This is a genomic window from Bradyrhizobium sp. SZCCHNS30572 (genome assembly GCF_032484415.1).
Lineage (GTDB): Bacteria > Pseudomonadota > Alphaproteobacteria > Rhizobiales > Xanthobacteraceae > Bradyrhizobium.
The window spans coordinates 377,131-390,723 of sequence record NZ_JAUESY010000010.1 but is presented as its reverse complement, the minus strand read 5'-3'; the positions used below and the strand labels follow the sequence as shown (position 1 = coordinate 390,723).

14 protein-coding genes are annotated in these 13,593 nt (G+C 67.6%); 1 reads left to right on the top strand and 13 read right to left on the bottom strand.

Annotated features, from left to right (window positions below; all coding sequences use genetic code 11):
• Nucleotides 1-12: 12 nt before the first annotated feature.
• From nikE to QX048_RS28900, 5 genes are read right to left on the bottom strand one after another with little or no spacing between them, the layout of a single operon-like run.
• Nucleotides 13-1,587: an ABC transporter ATP-binding protein gene (gene nikE, locus QX048_RS28920; protein ID WP_315827451.1), complete on the bottom strand. Its 1,575-nt coding sequence runs from the start codon at nt 1,585-1,587 to the stop codon at nt 13-15.
• Complete coding sequence (locus QX048_RS28915; protein WP_315712549.1) at nt 1,584-2,414, bottom strand: ABC transporter permease; 831 nt, start codon at nt 2,412-2,414, stop codon at nt 1,584-1,586. The genes nikE and QX048_RS28915 overlap by 4 nt, the downstream gene beginning before the upstream one ends.
• A complete protein-coding gene (locus tag QX048_RS28910) occupies nt 2,407-3,354 on the bottom strand; it encodes an ABC transporter permease (RefSeq protein WP_315712550.1) in 948 nt (315 codons plus the stop codon). Before QX048_RS28910 ends, QX048_RS28915 begins: the two co-directional genes overlap by 8 nt.
• Nucleotides 3,355-3,370: 16 nt before the next feature.
• A complete protein-coding gene (locus QX048_RS28905; RefSeq protein WP_315827450.1) occupies nt 3,371-4,921 on the bottom strand; it encodes an ABC transporter substrate-binding protein in 1,551 nt (516 codons plus the stop codon).
• Nucleotides 4,921-6,240, bottom strand: coding sequence for a M20 family metallopeptidase (locus tag QX048_RS28900; RefSeq protein ID WP_315712553.1), 1,320 nt, complete (start codon nt 6,238-6,240; stop codon nt 4,921-4,923). The genes QX048_RS28905 and QX048_RS28900 overlap by 1 nt, the downstream gene beginning before the upstream one ends.
• 66 nt (nt 6,241-6,306) lie before the next feature.
• On the opposite strand from QX048_RS28900, the gene QX048_RS28895 reads away from it, so the two are divergent.
• A complete protein-coding gene (locus QX048_RS28895; protein ID WP_315827449.1) occupies nt 6,307-7,083 on the top strand; it encodes a GntR family transcriptional regulator in 777 nt (258 codons plus the stop codon).
• Between the two features lie 12 nt (nt 7,084-7,095).
• Here the strand turns inward: QX048_RS28895 and dhaK are convergent, their stop codons facing one another.
• From dhaK to QX048_RS28855, 8 genes are read right to left on the bottom strand one after another with little or no spacing between them, the layout of a single operon-like run.
• Complete coding sequence (gene dhaK, locus QX048_RS28890; protein WP_315827448.1) at nt 7,096-8,085, bottom strand: dihydroxyacetone kinase subunit DhaK; 990 nt, start codon at nt 8,083-8,085, stop codon at nt 7,096-7,098.
• Entirely contained in the window at nt 8,082-8,534 is a 453-nt protein-coding gene (locus tag QX048_RS28885) for a hypothetical protein (RefSeq protein ID WP_315827447.1), read from the bottom strand. The genes dhaK and QX048_RS28885 overlap by 4 nt, the downstream gene beginning before the upstream one ends.
• Nucleotides 8,531-10,150, bottom strand: coding sequence for a phosphoenolpyruvate--protein phosphotransferase (gene ptsP / locus QX048_RS28880; protein WP_315827446.1), 1,620 nt, complete (start codon nt 10,148-10,150; stop codon nt 8,531-8,533). The genes QX048_RS28885 and ptsP overlap by 4 nt, the downstream gene beginning before the upstream one ends.
• 2 nt (nt 10,151-10,152) lie before the next feature.
• Nucleotides 10,153-10,455, bottom strand: a complete 303-nt coding sequence (locus tag QX048_RS28875) for an HPr family phosphocarrier protein (protein WP_315739286.1) — start codon at nt 10,453-10,455, stop codon at nt 10,153-10,155.
• Between the two features lie 12 nt (nt 10,456-10,467).
• Nucleotides 10,468-10,866, bottom strand: a complete 399-nt coding sequence (gene dhaM / locus QX048_RS28870; protein ID WP_284416623.1) for a dihydroxyacetone kinase phosphoryl donor subunit DhaM — start codon at nt 10,864-10,866, stop codon at nt 10,468-10,470.
• On the bottom strand, nt 10,863-11,474 hold the full coding sequence (gene dhaL, locus QX048_RS28865) for a dihydroxyacetone kinase subunit DhaL (RefSeq protein ID WP_315827445.1): 612 nt from the start codon (nt 11,472-11,474) through the stop codon (nt 10,863-10,865). The genes dhaM and dhaL overlap by 4 nt, the downstream gene beginning before the upstream one ends.
• A 3-nt stretch (nt 11,475-11,477) precedes the next feature.
• The gene (locus QX048_RS28860; RefSeq protein ID WP_315712562.1) at nt 11,478-12,488 is read right to left on the bottom strand and encodes an ABC transporter ATP-binding protein; all 1,011 of its coding nucleotides are present in this window, start codon (nt 12,486-12,488) and stop codon (nt 11,478-11,480) included.
• On the bottom strand, nt 12,481-13,593 hold the full coding sequence (locus tag QX048_RS28855) for an ABC transporter ATP-binding protein (protein WP_315827444.1): 1,113 nt from the start codon (nt 13,591-13,593) through the stop codon (nt 12,481-12,483). The genes QX048_RS28860 and QX048_RS28855 overlap by 8 nt, the downstream gene beginning before the upstream one ends.

Below are 13,593 nucleotides of genomic sequence, written 5' to 3'. Positions count from 1 at the left end.
CAATCCTTGCGGTCAGCCAACGGGCGCTGGCGAGGCCGCCATCAGCTCGCGGGTGTAAGGGTGAACGTCGTCTGCACCGAAGGCATCGACGGCACGGCTGTCGACCAGCCGGCCGTGGCGCATCACGACGATGCGGTGCGCGATCTGCCTGATCAGGTTGAGATCGTGGGTGATGAAGAGATAGGCCGCACCCGTCTCGGCGCGCAAAGCCAGCAGCAGCTCGATGATCTGGGCCTGGACCGAGACGTCGAGCGGCGCCGTGATCTCGTCGCAGATCACCAGGCGCGGCCGCGCCGCAAAAGCACGCGCGATCGCGACGCGCTGCTTCTCGCCACCCGAGAGCTGGTGCGGCCAGCGCATGGCATACGACGCCGGCAGCCGGACCTGTTCGAGCAGGCGCGGCACGGCGGCTGTGTCGCCGCCATAGAGCTTCAAGGGGCGCGACAGGATCTCACCGATCCGATGGCGCGGATTGAGCGAGGAATCCGGGTGCTGGAACACGATCTGGACATCGCGCCGATAGGCACGGTTCATGTCACCGGCCCTGCGCAACGTTCGGCCGTCGAAGCTGATCGTGCCGTCGAAGCGGGCAAGCCCGGTGAGGGCGCGAGCGACGGATGACTTTCCCGAGCCGGATTCACCGACGAGGCCGACGATTTCGCCGGCACGGACGCGGACATCGACGGCCCTGGTCGCCGGTGGCGGAGCCGCACGGAACAGCCCGCCCCTGCCGTAATGGACTTCGATGCCGCGTGCGTCCAGCACCAGGGCCGCGCCCGGCTGATCGTTCACGAGCCGCCGCTCCGGACGCGGCACGGCGGCGATGAGAGCCTTGGTGTAGGCGTGCTGCGGCGTCCTGAAGATGTCAGACGCGGGCACCTGCTCGACGATGCGGCCGTGCCGGATCACCGCGACACGATCGGCGACCCGGGTCATCATCGCGAGATCGTGCGAGATGTAGAGCGCAGCGACGCCCGTCTCCGCACGCAACCGCGCAAACAGCTCGATGATGCGGGCACCGGTGATGACGTCGAGCGCCGTCGTAGGCTCATCGAACAGGATGACATCGGGCCGGCACCCGAAGGCCGTCGCGATGACTACCCGCTGCTTCTCGCCGCCGGAGATCTCGTGCGGATAGCGCCGCAGCACCGCCACGGGGTCGCGCAGCTCGACATGGCCGAGCAATTCGATCGCGAGGTTCCTGGCGGCCCGCGCATTCAGATCGCGATGACGCATCAGCGCCTCGGTGATCTGGCGGCCGATGGTCAATGTCGGATTGAGCGCGGTCGACGGATCCTGGAACACCATGCCGATGCGGCGGCCACGGACCGCGGTCAGTCGCTTGAGGCTGAGGGACCGCAGGTCGAGGTCACCCAGACACAGGGAGCCCGAGACCTCGCGGGCATTGGCCGGCAGATGCCGCATCAACGCCCAAGCCAGCGAGCTCTTACCGGAGCCGGATTCGCCGACGAGGCCGAGCACCTCGCCGGGCGCGATCTCGAGCGACACGTCACGCAGCACCTCCACAGCGCCCGCCGGGGTGACGTAGTCCAGCCCGTAACCAGTGATGGCGAGCGCCGGCTTCATCGATCGTCCCTCGGATTCAGCGCGTCGCGCAGGGCATCGCCGACGAGATTGAAGGCGATCGCCGACAGCGCGATCGCGGCCGAGGGCGCGATGAGGATCCATGGCGCCCGGTGCATGTATTGGCGCGCATCGGCCACCATCAGGCCCCATTCCGATGCCGGCGGCTGTGCACCCAGGCCGAGGAAGCTGAGCGTCGCGAACAGCATCACCGCAAATGACACCCGGATGGTGGCCTCGATGATGATTGGGCCCATCACGTTCGGAAGCATCTCGCGGAAAATGATCTGCGATGCCGCTTCGCCGCGCGCGATGGCGGCCTTGACGTAGTCCTGACTGCGCACAGCAAGCGCCACGGAGCGCGTGACCCGTGCCATGCCCGGCGCGAACGCAAAGGCAATCGCGATCACCGCGTTGACAGCCCCATTTCCGAGCGTGCTGACCAGCAGCAGCGCCATGAGGAGACCGGGAATGGCCATCACAGCATCGTTGGTGCGCATGATGAATTCGTCGGCCTTGCCACCGAGATAGGCCGATGCGACGCCGATCACGGCGCCCATCGCGCTGCCGGCGAGCGTCGCCGCGAGCGCCATCGGAACGGTGGCGCGCGCGCCGGACAGCAGCCGGCTCAGCACGTCGCGGCCGAACTGATCGGCGCCCAGCCAGTTCTGCCATCCCGGCGGGCGGAAACGGCCGAGAAAATCCATCTTCTCCGGCCCATAGGGCGCGAGCCACGGGCCGAGGATGCAGACGATGGCGAGGGCAACGAGCAGCATCACGCTGATCGCCCCCTGCGGCTTGCGGATCATCCTGCCGAGCAGCTCAGTCATAGCTGATCCGCCTGTCGAGCAGCGCGTAGACGACATCCGCCAGCGTGTTGGTGATCGCATAGGTGACCGCCATGATCATCGCGCCGGCCTGGATCGACGGCAGATCGCGGGTGGTGATGGCGATCATCAATGCCCGGCCGATGCCGGGAATGGCGAAAATCTCCTCGATGACGATGATGCCGCCCAGGAGATAGCCGACGTCGAGCGCGACGATGGTGATGACCGGCAGCAGCGCGTTGCGCATCACATGCCGCACCAGCACCGTCCGCTCGGGCAGGCCTTTCAGCCGCGCCGCGCGGACGTAGTCGGACTGCAGCACGTCCAGCGTCTCCGAACGCATCATGCGCATCACATGCGCGACGAGAATGACCGAGACGGTCAGGACCGGAAGGATCAGATGGCGCAGCGCCGGCCCGGCATCCTCCAGCGGCGACACGTAGCCGGTCGCCGGCAGCCATGGCAGAATGTCGGTCAGCAGCAGCGCGAGCACGGTTGCCGTGACGAACTCCGGCAGGGAGACCCCGAGATAGGCGACCACGCTGGTGGCCGTATCCGCCGGCCGCCCCTTGCGGAGCGCCGCGAAGATTCCGAGCGGGACCGCGATCAGGAGGGTGACGACGAGTGCGCCCGCTGCCAGCAGCAGCGAGCGCGACAGCGCCGTCAGCATCTCCGGCGCGACCGGCAGGCCGGTGCGCATGGAGACACCGAAATTGCCGATGGCCGCGTGCGCGACCCAATGCGTGAATTGCAGCCAGACCGGGTCGTCGAGCCCGAGCCGGCTGCGAATTGCGGCCAGCGCCTCCGGCGAAGCGTTCTCGCCAAGCAGCGTCTGCGCTGCGTCAGCCGGTAGCGCCTGTGTGATGGCGAACACCAGCACACTGACGACGACGACCGTATAGACCATCAGGAGCAGCCGCCGCAGCAGCCAGGCGAATGACACCGCTCGGATCCCCGCCTCAGCTGCGCCTGGGCGCGCCTGCGCCGAGCGAGACGAGATCGAGCCGAAACACCGATCCGCGCGGATGCAGCTGGTATCCTTCCACATAGGCGCGCTGCGCCGCCAGGATGTCGAAGAAGACCGGAATGACCGACGGCACCTCCTCGCTCATCATCGTCTGGGCCCGCGCATAGAGCGCGGCGCGATTGGCATCGTCGGTCTCGCTACGCGCCGCATTGACGATCTCGTCGAAGCGCGCATTGTTCCAGCGTGTCTCGTTCCAGGCGGCATCCGAGGTGTAGAGCAGCTTGAAGATCGCGTCGGCGGTCGATTGCATGTTGTAGAATCCGACGTAGAAATTGCCCTTCTTCCAGACCTGGTCGAGATAGGTCGCGTGCGGCATCGTCTGAACGTTGATGCGGAAGCCGGCCGGTGCCGCCATCTCACGGATCGCAACGCCAAGCTGCGTGCGCGTGTCCGGTTTGTCGGATGCCACCATCGTCAGGTCGATGCCGGAGGGATAGCCGGCATCGGCGAGCAATTGCCTGGCTTTCGCGATGTCGGGCTTCTTCAGCTTGCTGTCCTGATAGAACCGGTAGGCGGGGCTCAGCGGCGTGTCGTTGCCGGGCGTGCCGTAGCCGCCGGCCACGAAGCCGGCCATGGCCTCGCGATCGATGGTCAGCGCCAGCGCCTGGCGCACGCGAACGTCGTTGAACGGCTTCTGATCGCAGCCCATGTTGACGTTCAGAAACTGCCCCGAGGGGACCCGCACCGCCTTGACGCCGCTGGCCTTGCCGAGCCGCTCATATTCGCCGGGCGTGGTCGACAACATGAGATCGATGTCGCCCGAAATCAGAGCCGATGCTTCGGCGGTGCGGTCGGGATAGACGAGAATCTCGACGCGATCGAGCAAAGGCCGCGCCGGATCGTAATACGCCGGGTTGCGCTCGACGACGATCTTGCGGTCCGGCTCATAGGACACGAGCTTGAACGGCCCTGAACCATTCGCCTTTGTGGCGAGGCTGGCGAGATCGGCAGCAACGACTTTCGCAGGCACGATGCGCGCATTGTTGTAGGCGAGCGCGACCGGAAAATCGGCAAAGGCAACCGACAACGTGAACCGCACGGTCGACGCATCGACGGCAGTGACATCCTTGATCGGGCCGACATTGGTGCGCGCCGGTGATGCGGTCTTCGGATCGAGGATCGCCTTGAAGGTCGCGACGACATCCTCCGCCGTCAGCGGCGAGCCGTCGTGGAAGCTGAGATTGGGCCGCAGCCTGAACGTCCACTCGGTGAGCCCCGCGCCGGCCTGCCACGACAAGGCGAGGTCCGGCTCGACCGACATGTCCGGCTTCAACCGGGTCAAGTTGGAATAGAGCAGCTCGGTGATGAGGTATTCCGGATTGACACGCGCGAGCAGCGGGTGAATGACCGCCGCGCCCTGGTCGACCGAGATCCGCAACACGCCGCCGCGCTTCGGCGCCTCGGCCGAGAGAGAGACTTGCGGCAGAGCACCAAGCACGAGCGCGGAGCCGGCAAGGAAATGACGACGGGTCACGGACGGCATCAGGCGAAGTCCTTTTCAGGCGTGATGGCTTCGGGACAGAGTTCGGGACGGAACTCGGCTGCGAGATAGGCGAGCACCGATTTCGCCAATGCGACGATGTCGGCGAGCGTCGTGGATTCGCCCGGCGCATGAATGCGGCTATCGGGCCTGCCGAGGCCCGTGAGCAGCACCTCCTGCACGCCCGTGGCCTGCTGCACCCAGCCGAAATCGGAGCAGCCGGCCGCCCCCCAGCGAGCGAAGTCTTCCGCGGCATAGCCGAAACCGGCCGACAGCGCCTGCTGCCAGCGCGACCAATGCGGCCCGCCGGGATCGGATGTCGGCATCAGATGGCCGGTGAGGATGATCTCGACGTCGAGGGTGCCGGCCGCCTGCCGGACGGCCGCTTCGATCTCGCGGCGTGCAGCGGCGAAGTCCTCCTCGGGCGTGTATCGGCGGCACAGGAGAATCTCGACCAGCGAGGGGATCTGTCCGCCGCATTGGCCGCCATGAATGGCTGAGATGTCGAGGCTCGCGGCGAGCGGTCCAGCCGCCTGCGGCGGTGGCGGCAACGCCGACGTCCGCTGCGCGATGACCGGCTCGAGGGCCGCGAGCGCATTGAGGATCGGCAGCGCCGCCTCGATCGCGTTGGCGCCGGCGCGGCGCTGCTCGCCGGCATGCGCTGCCTTGCCGTGAACCCGCACCGTGAGCGTGAACAGGCCGAAGCAGCCGGCCCAGATCCGCGGCATGGCACTGCCGTTGAAATTCAGAATATGCCCTTCGAGACGGCCCTGCTCGGCAAGGTAACGCACGCCGGGATAAAGCCCTGCCTCCTCGTCCGTGCACAGCAGCAACATCGGATCATAGGCCAGCGGCAATCCAGTCTGCTGCGCGCCGCGGAGTGCGAGCAGCGCCGCCGCAATCGATCCCTTCATGTCGGCCGCGCCGAGTCCGATCAGACGGTCACCGTCGCGGCTCAGCTGCAGCGGATCGGTGACCCAGCCGGGCGCCGCCGGTACCGTGTCCACATGGAAATAGAGCCCGAGCACCGGTCTGCCGGCGCGGCGCCGTGCAATCAGATTCGTCCGCGATCCGCGCGCGCCCGGTGCGCGCCATAGGTCCTCCGGAACGATCACGCGCTCGCTATCCAGTGCCAGCGGGGCAGCGAGCTGCTCCATCACGTCGGCAAATGCATCGTAGCCGGCCCCCGGAGGAAAGCTGGTGTCGACCGCCACCATCTTCCGCAGGTCCTCGACCGCCGTCTCGGCCATGGCGTCGATCGCGGCAAAAGCGCTGGCCAGGCTGCGCGCGCCCCGGTCCGCTGGAATGCCCTCAGAAATCATTTGCCGCCAGCTCTATCCTATATTCTATATAGAAATAGAATTCACGACGCGGCGTTTGTCAATTCCATGAAAAAGGCAGCTGTGGCCACCAAAGCGGCAGACGGGGTGGGGGCGGGTCCGGGCGCGCTGCCGGTGCCGCTCTACGAGCATGTCAAGCGCCAGATCGCCGAGGCGATCCTGATCGGCGACATGCCGCCCGGCACAGTGCTGCCCGGCGAGGTCGCGCTCGCCAATCAATATGGCGTCGCCGTCGGCACCATCCGCCGCGCGCTGGCCGATCTCACCGCGGGCGGCATGCTGATGCGCCGGCGCAAGACCGGCACGGTGGTGACGGGCCGCGCGTCGCAGCATGGGCTCAGCTTCTTCTTCCAGTACTTCCGCCTGCTCGCCGCGGACGGCAGCCTGCTGCACTCGGAGGCCGAGGTGCTGTCGGTGACGACACGCGCCGCCGAGTCACGCGAAGCCGCGCTGTTCGCGATGGCCGAGGGCGGGCCGCTGCTGCATCTTCATCGCATCCGCCGCGTCGCTGGCGCGCCGGTGCTGCATTCGCGGATCTCGATGGTCGCGAGCCGCGTGGCGGGATTTCCGCGCGAGCCGAAGAAGGTCCCTGCCCTGATCTACCGCCATCTGCTCGAGGCCTATGGCATCCGGATCGCCGCGGTGCGCGAGAAGGTGACGGCCGAGGTCGCCACCAAGGAAGACCGCAAGCTGCTCGGCCTGCCCTCTCCGAGCGCCGTGCTCGTGATCGACGAGGAGGCCTTCGACCAGACCGGCGCGCTGGCGATCCTCAGCCAGCACCGCGCCACGACGGCGCAACACTACTACTCGAACGAGATCCGCTGAGCACGCATTGCTTCAGCAGCCCCAGCGCAGCGCCGCGGTGTGCACCGGCGCGTCCCACAGGCCCAGCGACGCATCATCGAGCGCGGTCACGGTGAGCGAGCAGCCGGCCATGTCGAGCGAGGTGACGTAGGAGCCGACCAGCCCGCGCGCGATGGCGAGCCCGCGCCCTTCCAGGATGCGCCTCGCCGCATTGGCCATCACGTACAATTCCATCGCTGGCGTGGCCCCGAAGCCGTTGACCAGCAGCAGGCACGGAGTTCCGGGCTTCGCTGCAAGATCGGCCAGGATCGCGCCCATCATCTCCTCGGCGATGGCGTCCGCGGACGCCAGCTTGACCCGGCGCCTGCCGGGCTCGCCATGGATGCCGACCCCCATCTCCATCTCGTCCTCGCCGAGCGTGAAGGTCGGCTTGCCCGCGGCCGGCACCGTGCATGAGGTCAGCGCCACGCCCATCGAGCGGGTGCGCCTGTTGACGTCGTCACCAAGCGCCTTCAGCGCGTCGAGATCGCGGCCCTGCTCGGCCGCAGCACCCAGCATCTTCTCCACGACCAGCGTGCCGGCAACGCCGCGGCGGCCCGTCGAATAGGTCGAGGTCTCGACCGCGACGTCGTCGTCGGTAATGACGGTCGCGACCTTGCCCTCCATGATCTCCGCGGCCATCGCGAAATTCATCACGTCGCCTTCGTAGTTCTTGACGATGAACAGCGCGCCCGCGCCGGTGTCCACGGCCTGCGCGGCCGCGAGCATCTGGTCAGGCGTCGGGGAGGTGAACACCTGGCCCGGACAGGCGGCATCGAGCATGCCCGGCCCGACGAAGCCGGCGTGGAGCGGCTCATGGCCGGAGCCGCCGCCGGAGATCAGCGCGACCTTGCCCGGTTTGAGGCTCTTGCGGCGAACGAACTTGTTGTCCTCGCCCAGCGTGACGATGTCGCCATGCACGGCGGCAAAGCCCTGCAGGCTCTCGGTCAGCACGTCGGAAACGGCGTTGATCAGCTTCTTCATGGCTTCCCTCCCGGTTCGGCGTCGTCGTTGTTTTCGTTGGCTGAGATCAGCGCGGTGATGCCGCGCGCGACGCCGGTGATGATGCGGTCGGCATGGGCGTTGAGCGCGGGGTCGCCGAAGTCCGGCAGCTCGACCACGAGGCGCCGCATCGGCCGCTGCGCCTCGACCTCGTCCAGCCGGCCCGGATGGGCGGCGCGGTAGGCGGTCAGAAAAGCCTGCTGCTCATGCGGCGAGAAGTGACAGATGTGGAAGATGGTCTCGAGATGCTGCAGCGGGATCGGCGTCGCATAGGCCGGATTGACGATCTGCGAGATGAAGCTGCGATTCTTGCCGATCGCCTCCGCCAGCCGCTGCCGTGTACCGGAGGGACGGCTGTCGATCACCCCGCGCAGGATCGCCTTGTATTCGGCGAGCGGACTCGCGGCCCCCGATGCATCCTGGTCACTCATGCGCCCTCTTCCGCGGTCTTTTCCGTGCCCTTGGCGAGGTCAAGCTCGCGGATCGCCGCCTTCACCAGCGGCAGCAGGCCCGGCGCGACCGACAGCGCGCGCACACCGAGCTCAAGCAGCGCCGGCATGGCTCTGACATCACCGGCGGCGTCGCCGCAGATCGAGACGTCCACGCCCCGCGCAAGACCGGCGCGCACCACATGGGCAATCATCGCCAACACCCCGGGATGCAGCGCGTCGGCATAGTCGGCGACCTCGGCGCCGTCACGCGAAGCAGCGGTCGCGTATTGGGTCAGGTCATTGGTGCCGATCGAGAAGAAGTCCGCAGCGAAGTCATGCGCTGCCAGCGCAGCAGCCGGCACCTCGACCATCATCCCGAAGGCCGGCGCGGCGAACGCGACGTTGCCGGCGGCCAATTCGGCGAGCACGGCGCGGAGATGGCGACGCGCGACGTCCAGCTCCGCTGCATTGGTCACCATCGGCAGCATCACCTTGAGCGGTCCGAGCGCAGCGGCGCGGGCCAACGCGCGCAATTGAACGCGGAAGATCTCGGGGTGACGCAAGGACAGACGGAGGCCACGAAGGCCGAGAAACGGGTTGCTCTCGCCATCGATCGTGTAGCCCGGAATCGGCTTGTCGCCGCCGGCATCGAGCGTGCGGATCGTGACCGGCCGGCCTTCGGCCCAGCGCACGAGCTCGGCATAGGCGTGATATTGTGCCTCCTCGTCGTGAAGCAGGTTGCCGGTGAGAAACTCGGTGCGTGCCAGGCCGATGCCGTCGCAGGCTGCGGCCGGAAGCAGCGTCATGTCGGCAGGGCCGGAGATGTTGACGAGCACCGAGACGCGGGTGCCGTCGCGCGTCAGTGCCGGTTCGTGCTGGCGCGCGATCGCGTCCGCCTTGCGGCGCGAGGCGGTCGCATCCTCCGCCCGGGCGGCAGCGATACGCTGCGCACTGGGATCGGCAATGACGACACCGCGACCGCCATCGACCAGCAAATCCCCTGTCAGCTTGTCCCAATCGTGACCGAGCCCGACCACCATCGGCACGCCGCGGCTGCGCGCCAACATCGCGACATGGCTGGTCGGGCTGCCCTCGCCGAGCGCGATGCCCCCTCCATTCGTCCACTCGATGGCGAGGAAAGCCGATGGCGCCAGATCACGCGCAACGACGATCGCCCCCTTCGGCAACTTGCCGTTCTGCTGCAAGCCGAACAAGTGTCGCAGCACGCGATCCCGGATGTCGGCGAGGTCGCCGGCGCGGGCGCGGAAATATTCGTCCTCAGCGGACTCATACCCCGCCATCTCCTCCGCCATCGCCGCACGCCAGGCCGCATCCGCAGCGACGCCGCCCTCGATCTGGACGTAAGCCGCCTCGGTCAGCGCATCGTCTTCGAGCAGCGCGAGCTGAAAGCCGATCAGCTCGGCCGCGTCTCCCTCGAGCCTGTCGATCAGCTCGGCCACGGCCTCGCGCGCATGCGCGACCGCTACGGCGAGCGCTTCATGCTCCTCGGCGATCGCCCCTTTCGTCCGGCTGGCGCCCTCCAGCGCATGCAGGATCGCCGCGGGCCCGATGGCCATCCCGTCCGACGCCGCCCGCCCGAAGATACGCCGCTCCATCGTCACTCCTCGTCGAACTTGCGGTTCACCAGATCGACCAGCGCGGCGATGGCGGCCTCGGCATCGGTTCCATTGGCGCGCAGGAACAGCGTCTCGCCCTTGGCGGCCTTGACGCGCATGATCTTCACCGGGCTCTTGGCGTCGGTCCAGGGCCCGTCGGCCGCGATCGCGACTTCGATGGTCGACGCAAAGCGCTTGGCGAGCTGGGTCAGCTTGACCGAGGGCCGCGCATGCAGCCCGACCTCGTTGGTCAGCAGCGCGTGCGCCTTCGCTTCCTGCATGCCGATCTCTCCACCGTCAGCCATTGTCGTTCCTGCTCATCCGCCCATCAGCTCTTCGGCGGTCGCGCGCACCGCATCGAGCGGCGAGCCGCCGGAGGCTTCCGTCGCCGCCATCACGGCGCCTTCGACCAGCGGCGCGTTGCAGATCACGATGCGCTCGCGCCGCTCCTCCGGCATCATCTCCACCGCCATCTCGCTGTTGGTCTCGGCGCCGCCGAGATCGACCAGGATCGCAACGCCCGACTCCGACCATGCCTTGTCGATCGCGCCCATGATGGCGCCGACATCGGTGCCGAGCCCGCCATCGGCATTGCCGCCGACCGCCGCGAGCGGCACGCTGTCGCCGACCATCTGCCGGACCATGTCGGCCGCGCCTTCCGCCACCTTGGCGGAATGCGACACGATGACGATGCCGACATTCTTCTGCTCACTCATGTCCAGGCCTCATTGAATACGCCGCAGATCGCCTGCACCAGCAGGCTGGACGAGCGCGCGCCGGGATCCATGTGCCCGATCGAGCGCTCGCCGAGAAACGAAGCGCGGCCGCGGATCGCCAGCATCGGCACCGTCGCGTCGGCGGCCTCGGCGGCGATCGCGGGCAGCCGGGAACTGAGATCGTCGCCACCGGCCGCAAAAGCTGCCTGCACCGGGATCAAGACGTCGAGCATGGTCTTCTGACCGGCTTCCGACTTGCCACGCGCTCTGACGTCCGCGATGGCGCGACCGAGCGCCGCCGCCGCTTCGGCGGCAGAGGGCTCTGATGGCAGCGCCTTGCCAAGTCCCATCGCCAGCGTGCCGTAGAGCGGACCGGACGCACCGCCGACCTTCATCACCAGCGCCATGCCGACCGCCTTCAACGCCTCGGGAAGAGGCTTGGCGGAGATATTGTCCACATCGGCGAGCACGGCCTCGAAGCCGCGCTTCATGTTGAGGCCGTGATCGCCGTCGCCGATCGCCGAGTCGAGCGCGGTCAGCTCCTCCGCATGGGCGATGATGGCATCGGCCATCGCCACGATCACCTTGCGCTTGAACGCCTGGTCCATTGTCTATCTCACCCGCTGGCCCGCCCGGTCGAACAGCAGCGGCCGGGTGAACTCGATAGCGACGGAGTCGCCGACTTTCAATTCCGTATCCGGCTCCACCAGGCTGACGATGGTCTGGTCCTGCAGCGTGATATGCAGATGATTCTGATCGCCGAGATGCTCGATCCATTTCACCCGTGCGTCGGCACGGCTCTCGGCGCGCCGGACCGTCATGTGCTCGGTGCGCGCGCCGATCGTCGCGACGTCGCCCGGCACCGCAAGATCCGGAAACAGCCCGCGCGGCAGCAGATTGATGCCGGGACTGCCGAGCCGGGTCGCCACATAGGTATTGGCCGGATCCTCATAGACCTCCCGCGGGCTGCCGACCTGCACCAGCCGGCCCTGCTCGATCACGCCGATACGGTTGGCGAGCGTCATCGCCTCGATCTGGTCGTGGGTGACGTAGAGCATGGTGGCGCCGAGATCCTGCTGGATACGCTTGAGCTCGATGCGCAGCTCGGAACGCAGCTTGGCGTCGAGCGAGGACAGCGGCTCGTCTAGCAACGCGATCGCAGGTCTGCGCACCAGCGCGCGGCCGATCGCCACGCGCTGCATCTGGCCGCCGGAGAGCTGAGTAGCGCGGTTGCCGAGCTTGTCCTCGATCCGGAGCATCGCCGCGACGTCACCGACGATGCGCCTGATCTCAGCCTCCGCAATCTTGCGCACCGGCGAGCGCAGTGGGAAAGCCAGATTGTCGTACACCGACAGATGCGGATAGAGAGAATATTGCTGGAACACGAACGTGACGTCACGCGCGGCCGGCGTCGCCTTCGTCTGGTCGACACCGCCGATGGTGACGCTGCCGCGATCCGGCATCTCGAGGCCGGCCACGAGCCGCAATGTCGTGGTCTTGCCGGCACCGGTCGGCCCGAGCAGCACGACGAGCTCGCCGTCGCGGATGGTCAGCGACAAATCCCGTACCGCCGGCTTGGAACCGAACGACTTGCTGACGGCGTTGAGCCGCGTCTCAGCCATGATGGCGCCCTCCTCTCACCGGCTGCTCATACAGCGCGGTGCGGACCGCGCGGCCCGTGGCGGCGTCGAACAGCGACAGCCGGTCGGCGCGGAAGCTGAGCCCGACCGGCTCCGCACGCTGCACCCGGACCGCCGCGGGCGCGCGCGCCTTGACGATGCCATGAGACGTCGTGACGGTGATGATCTGGGTGGTGCCGAGATATTCGGTGCCGAACACCTCGCCGCGCAGCCCGCCTTCGGCGCTGAGCGCCACCTGCTCCGGCCGCACGCCGAGGATCAGCTCATCGCTCCCGGCATCCTCGCGCAGCTCGGGCACGCCGATCTCGGCGCCGTCGATCCGCACGCAGTTCGCGCCGGCGCCAAGCCTGCCCGCGAAGCGGATGAAGTTCATCGCCGGCGAGCCGATGAAGTCTGCGACGAACATGGTGGCGGGACGGTCGTAGATCTCCTGGGGCGTTCCGAGCTGCTCCACGACGCCGCGATTCATCACCGCGATCGTGTCGGCCATCGACATCGCCTCGAGCTGGTCGTGAGTCACGAACACGGTGGTGGCCTTGAGCCGGTCGTGCAGGGCGCGCAGCTCGCCGCACATGATGTGACGGAACTCCGCATCGAGCGCGCCGAGCGGCTCATCCATCAAGAACGCTTTCGGCTCCCGGACGATGGCGCGGCCGAGCGCGACGCGCTGGCGATCGCCGCTCGACAACCCGCTCACCGGACGGTCGATCAGATGGTCGATGCGCAGGATGCGCGCGGCTTCCTCGACCCGCCGCCGGATCTCCCCCTTGGGCACCCCCATCGAGACCAGGGGAAAAGCGATGTTCCGGCGCACGTTCATGTGCGGGTAGAGCGCGAACAGCTGGAACACCATGGCGATGTCGCGCTCGCGCGCGCGGCGGAAGGTGACGTCCTCGCCGCCGAGCCTGATCGCCCCCGAGGTCGGCAGCTCCAGGCCTGCAATCATGCGCAGCGTCGTGGTCTTGCCGCAGCCGGACGGACCGAGCAGGCAGAAGAACTCGCCGTCGGCGATCGTGAAGCTTGTGCCGCGCACGGCGGCAAAGCCGCCGAACTCCTTGAACAGATTCTCGATCCGGATCTCGGCCAT

What these genes read in the sequence shown, in the direction of transcription:
- QX048_RS28875 (WP_315739286.1), bottom strand. Translation starts at nt 10,455, where the DNA reads ATGGCTGACGGTGGAGAGATCGGCATGCAGGAAGCGAAGGCGCACGCG.
- QX048_RS28915 (WP_315712549.1), bottom strand. Translation starts at nt 2,414, where the DNA reads ATGACTGAGCTGCTCGGCAGGATGATCCGCAAGCCGCAGGGGGCGATC.
- nikE (WP_315827451.1), bottom strand. Translation starts at nt 1,587, where the DNA reads ATGAAGCCGGCGCTCGCCATCACTGGTTACGGGCTGGACTACGTCACC.
- QX048_RS28905 (WP_315827450.1), bottom strand. Translation starts at nt 4,921, where the DNA reads ATGCCGTCCGTGACCCGTCGTCATTTCCTTGCCGGCTCCGCGCTCGTG.
- dhaK (WP_315827448.1), bottom strand. Translation starts at nt 8,085, where the DNA reads ATGAAGAAGCTGATCAACGCCGTTTCCGACGTGCTGACCGAGAGCCTG.
- QX048_RS28900 (WP_315712553.1), bottom strand. Translation starts at nt 6,240, where the DNA reads ATGATTTCTGAGGGCATTCCAGCGGACCGGGGCGCGCGCAGCCTGGCC.
- QX048_RS28885 (WP_315827447.1), bottom strand. Translation starts at nt 8,534, where the DNA reads ATGAGTGACCAGGATGCATCGGGGGCCGCGAGTCCGCTCGCCGAATAC.
- ptsP (WP_315827446.1), bottom strand. Translation starts at nt 10,150, where the DNA reads ATGGAGCGGCGTATCTTCGGGCGGGCGGCGTCGGACGGGATGGCCATC.
- QX048_RS28895 (WP_315827449.1), top strand. Translation starts at nt 6,307, where the DNA reads ATGAAAAAGGCAGCTGTGGCCACCAAAGCGGCAGACGGGGTGGGGGCG.
- dhaM (WP_284416623.1), bottom strand. Translation starts at nt 10,866, where the DNA reads ATGAGTGAGCAGAAGAATGTCGGCATCGTCATCGTGTCGCATTCCGCC.
- dhaL (WP_315827445.1), bottom strand. Translation starts at nt 11,474, where the DNA reads ATGGACCAGGCGTTCAAGCGCAAGGTGATCGTGGCGATGGCCGATGCC.
- QX048_RS28855 (WP_315827444.1), bottom strand. Translation starts at nt 13,593, where the DNA reads ATGGCCGAGATCCGGATCGAGAATCTGTTCAAGGAGTTCGGCGGCTTT.
- QX048_RS28860 (WP_315712562.1), bottom strand. Translation starts at nt 12,488, where the DNA reads ATGGCTGAGACGCGGCTCAACGCCGTCAGCAAGTCGTTCGGTTCCAAG.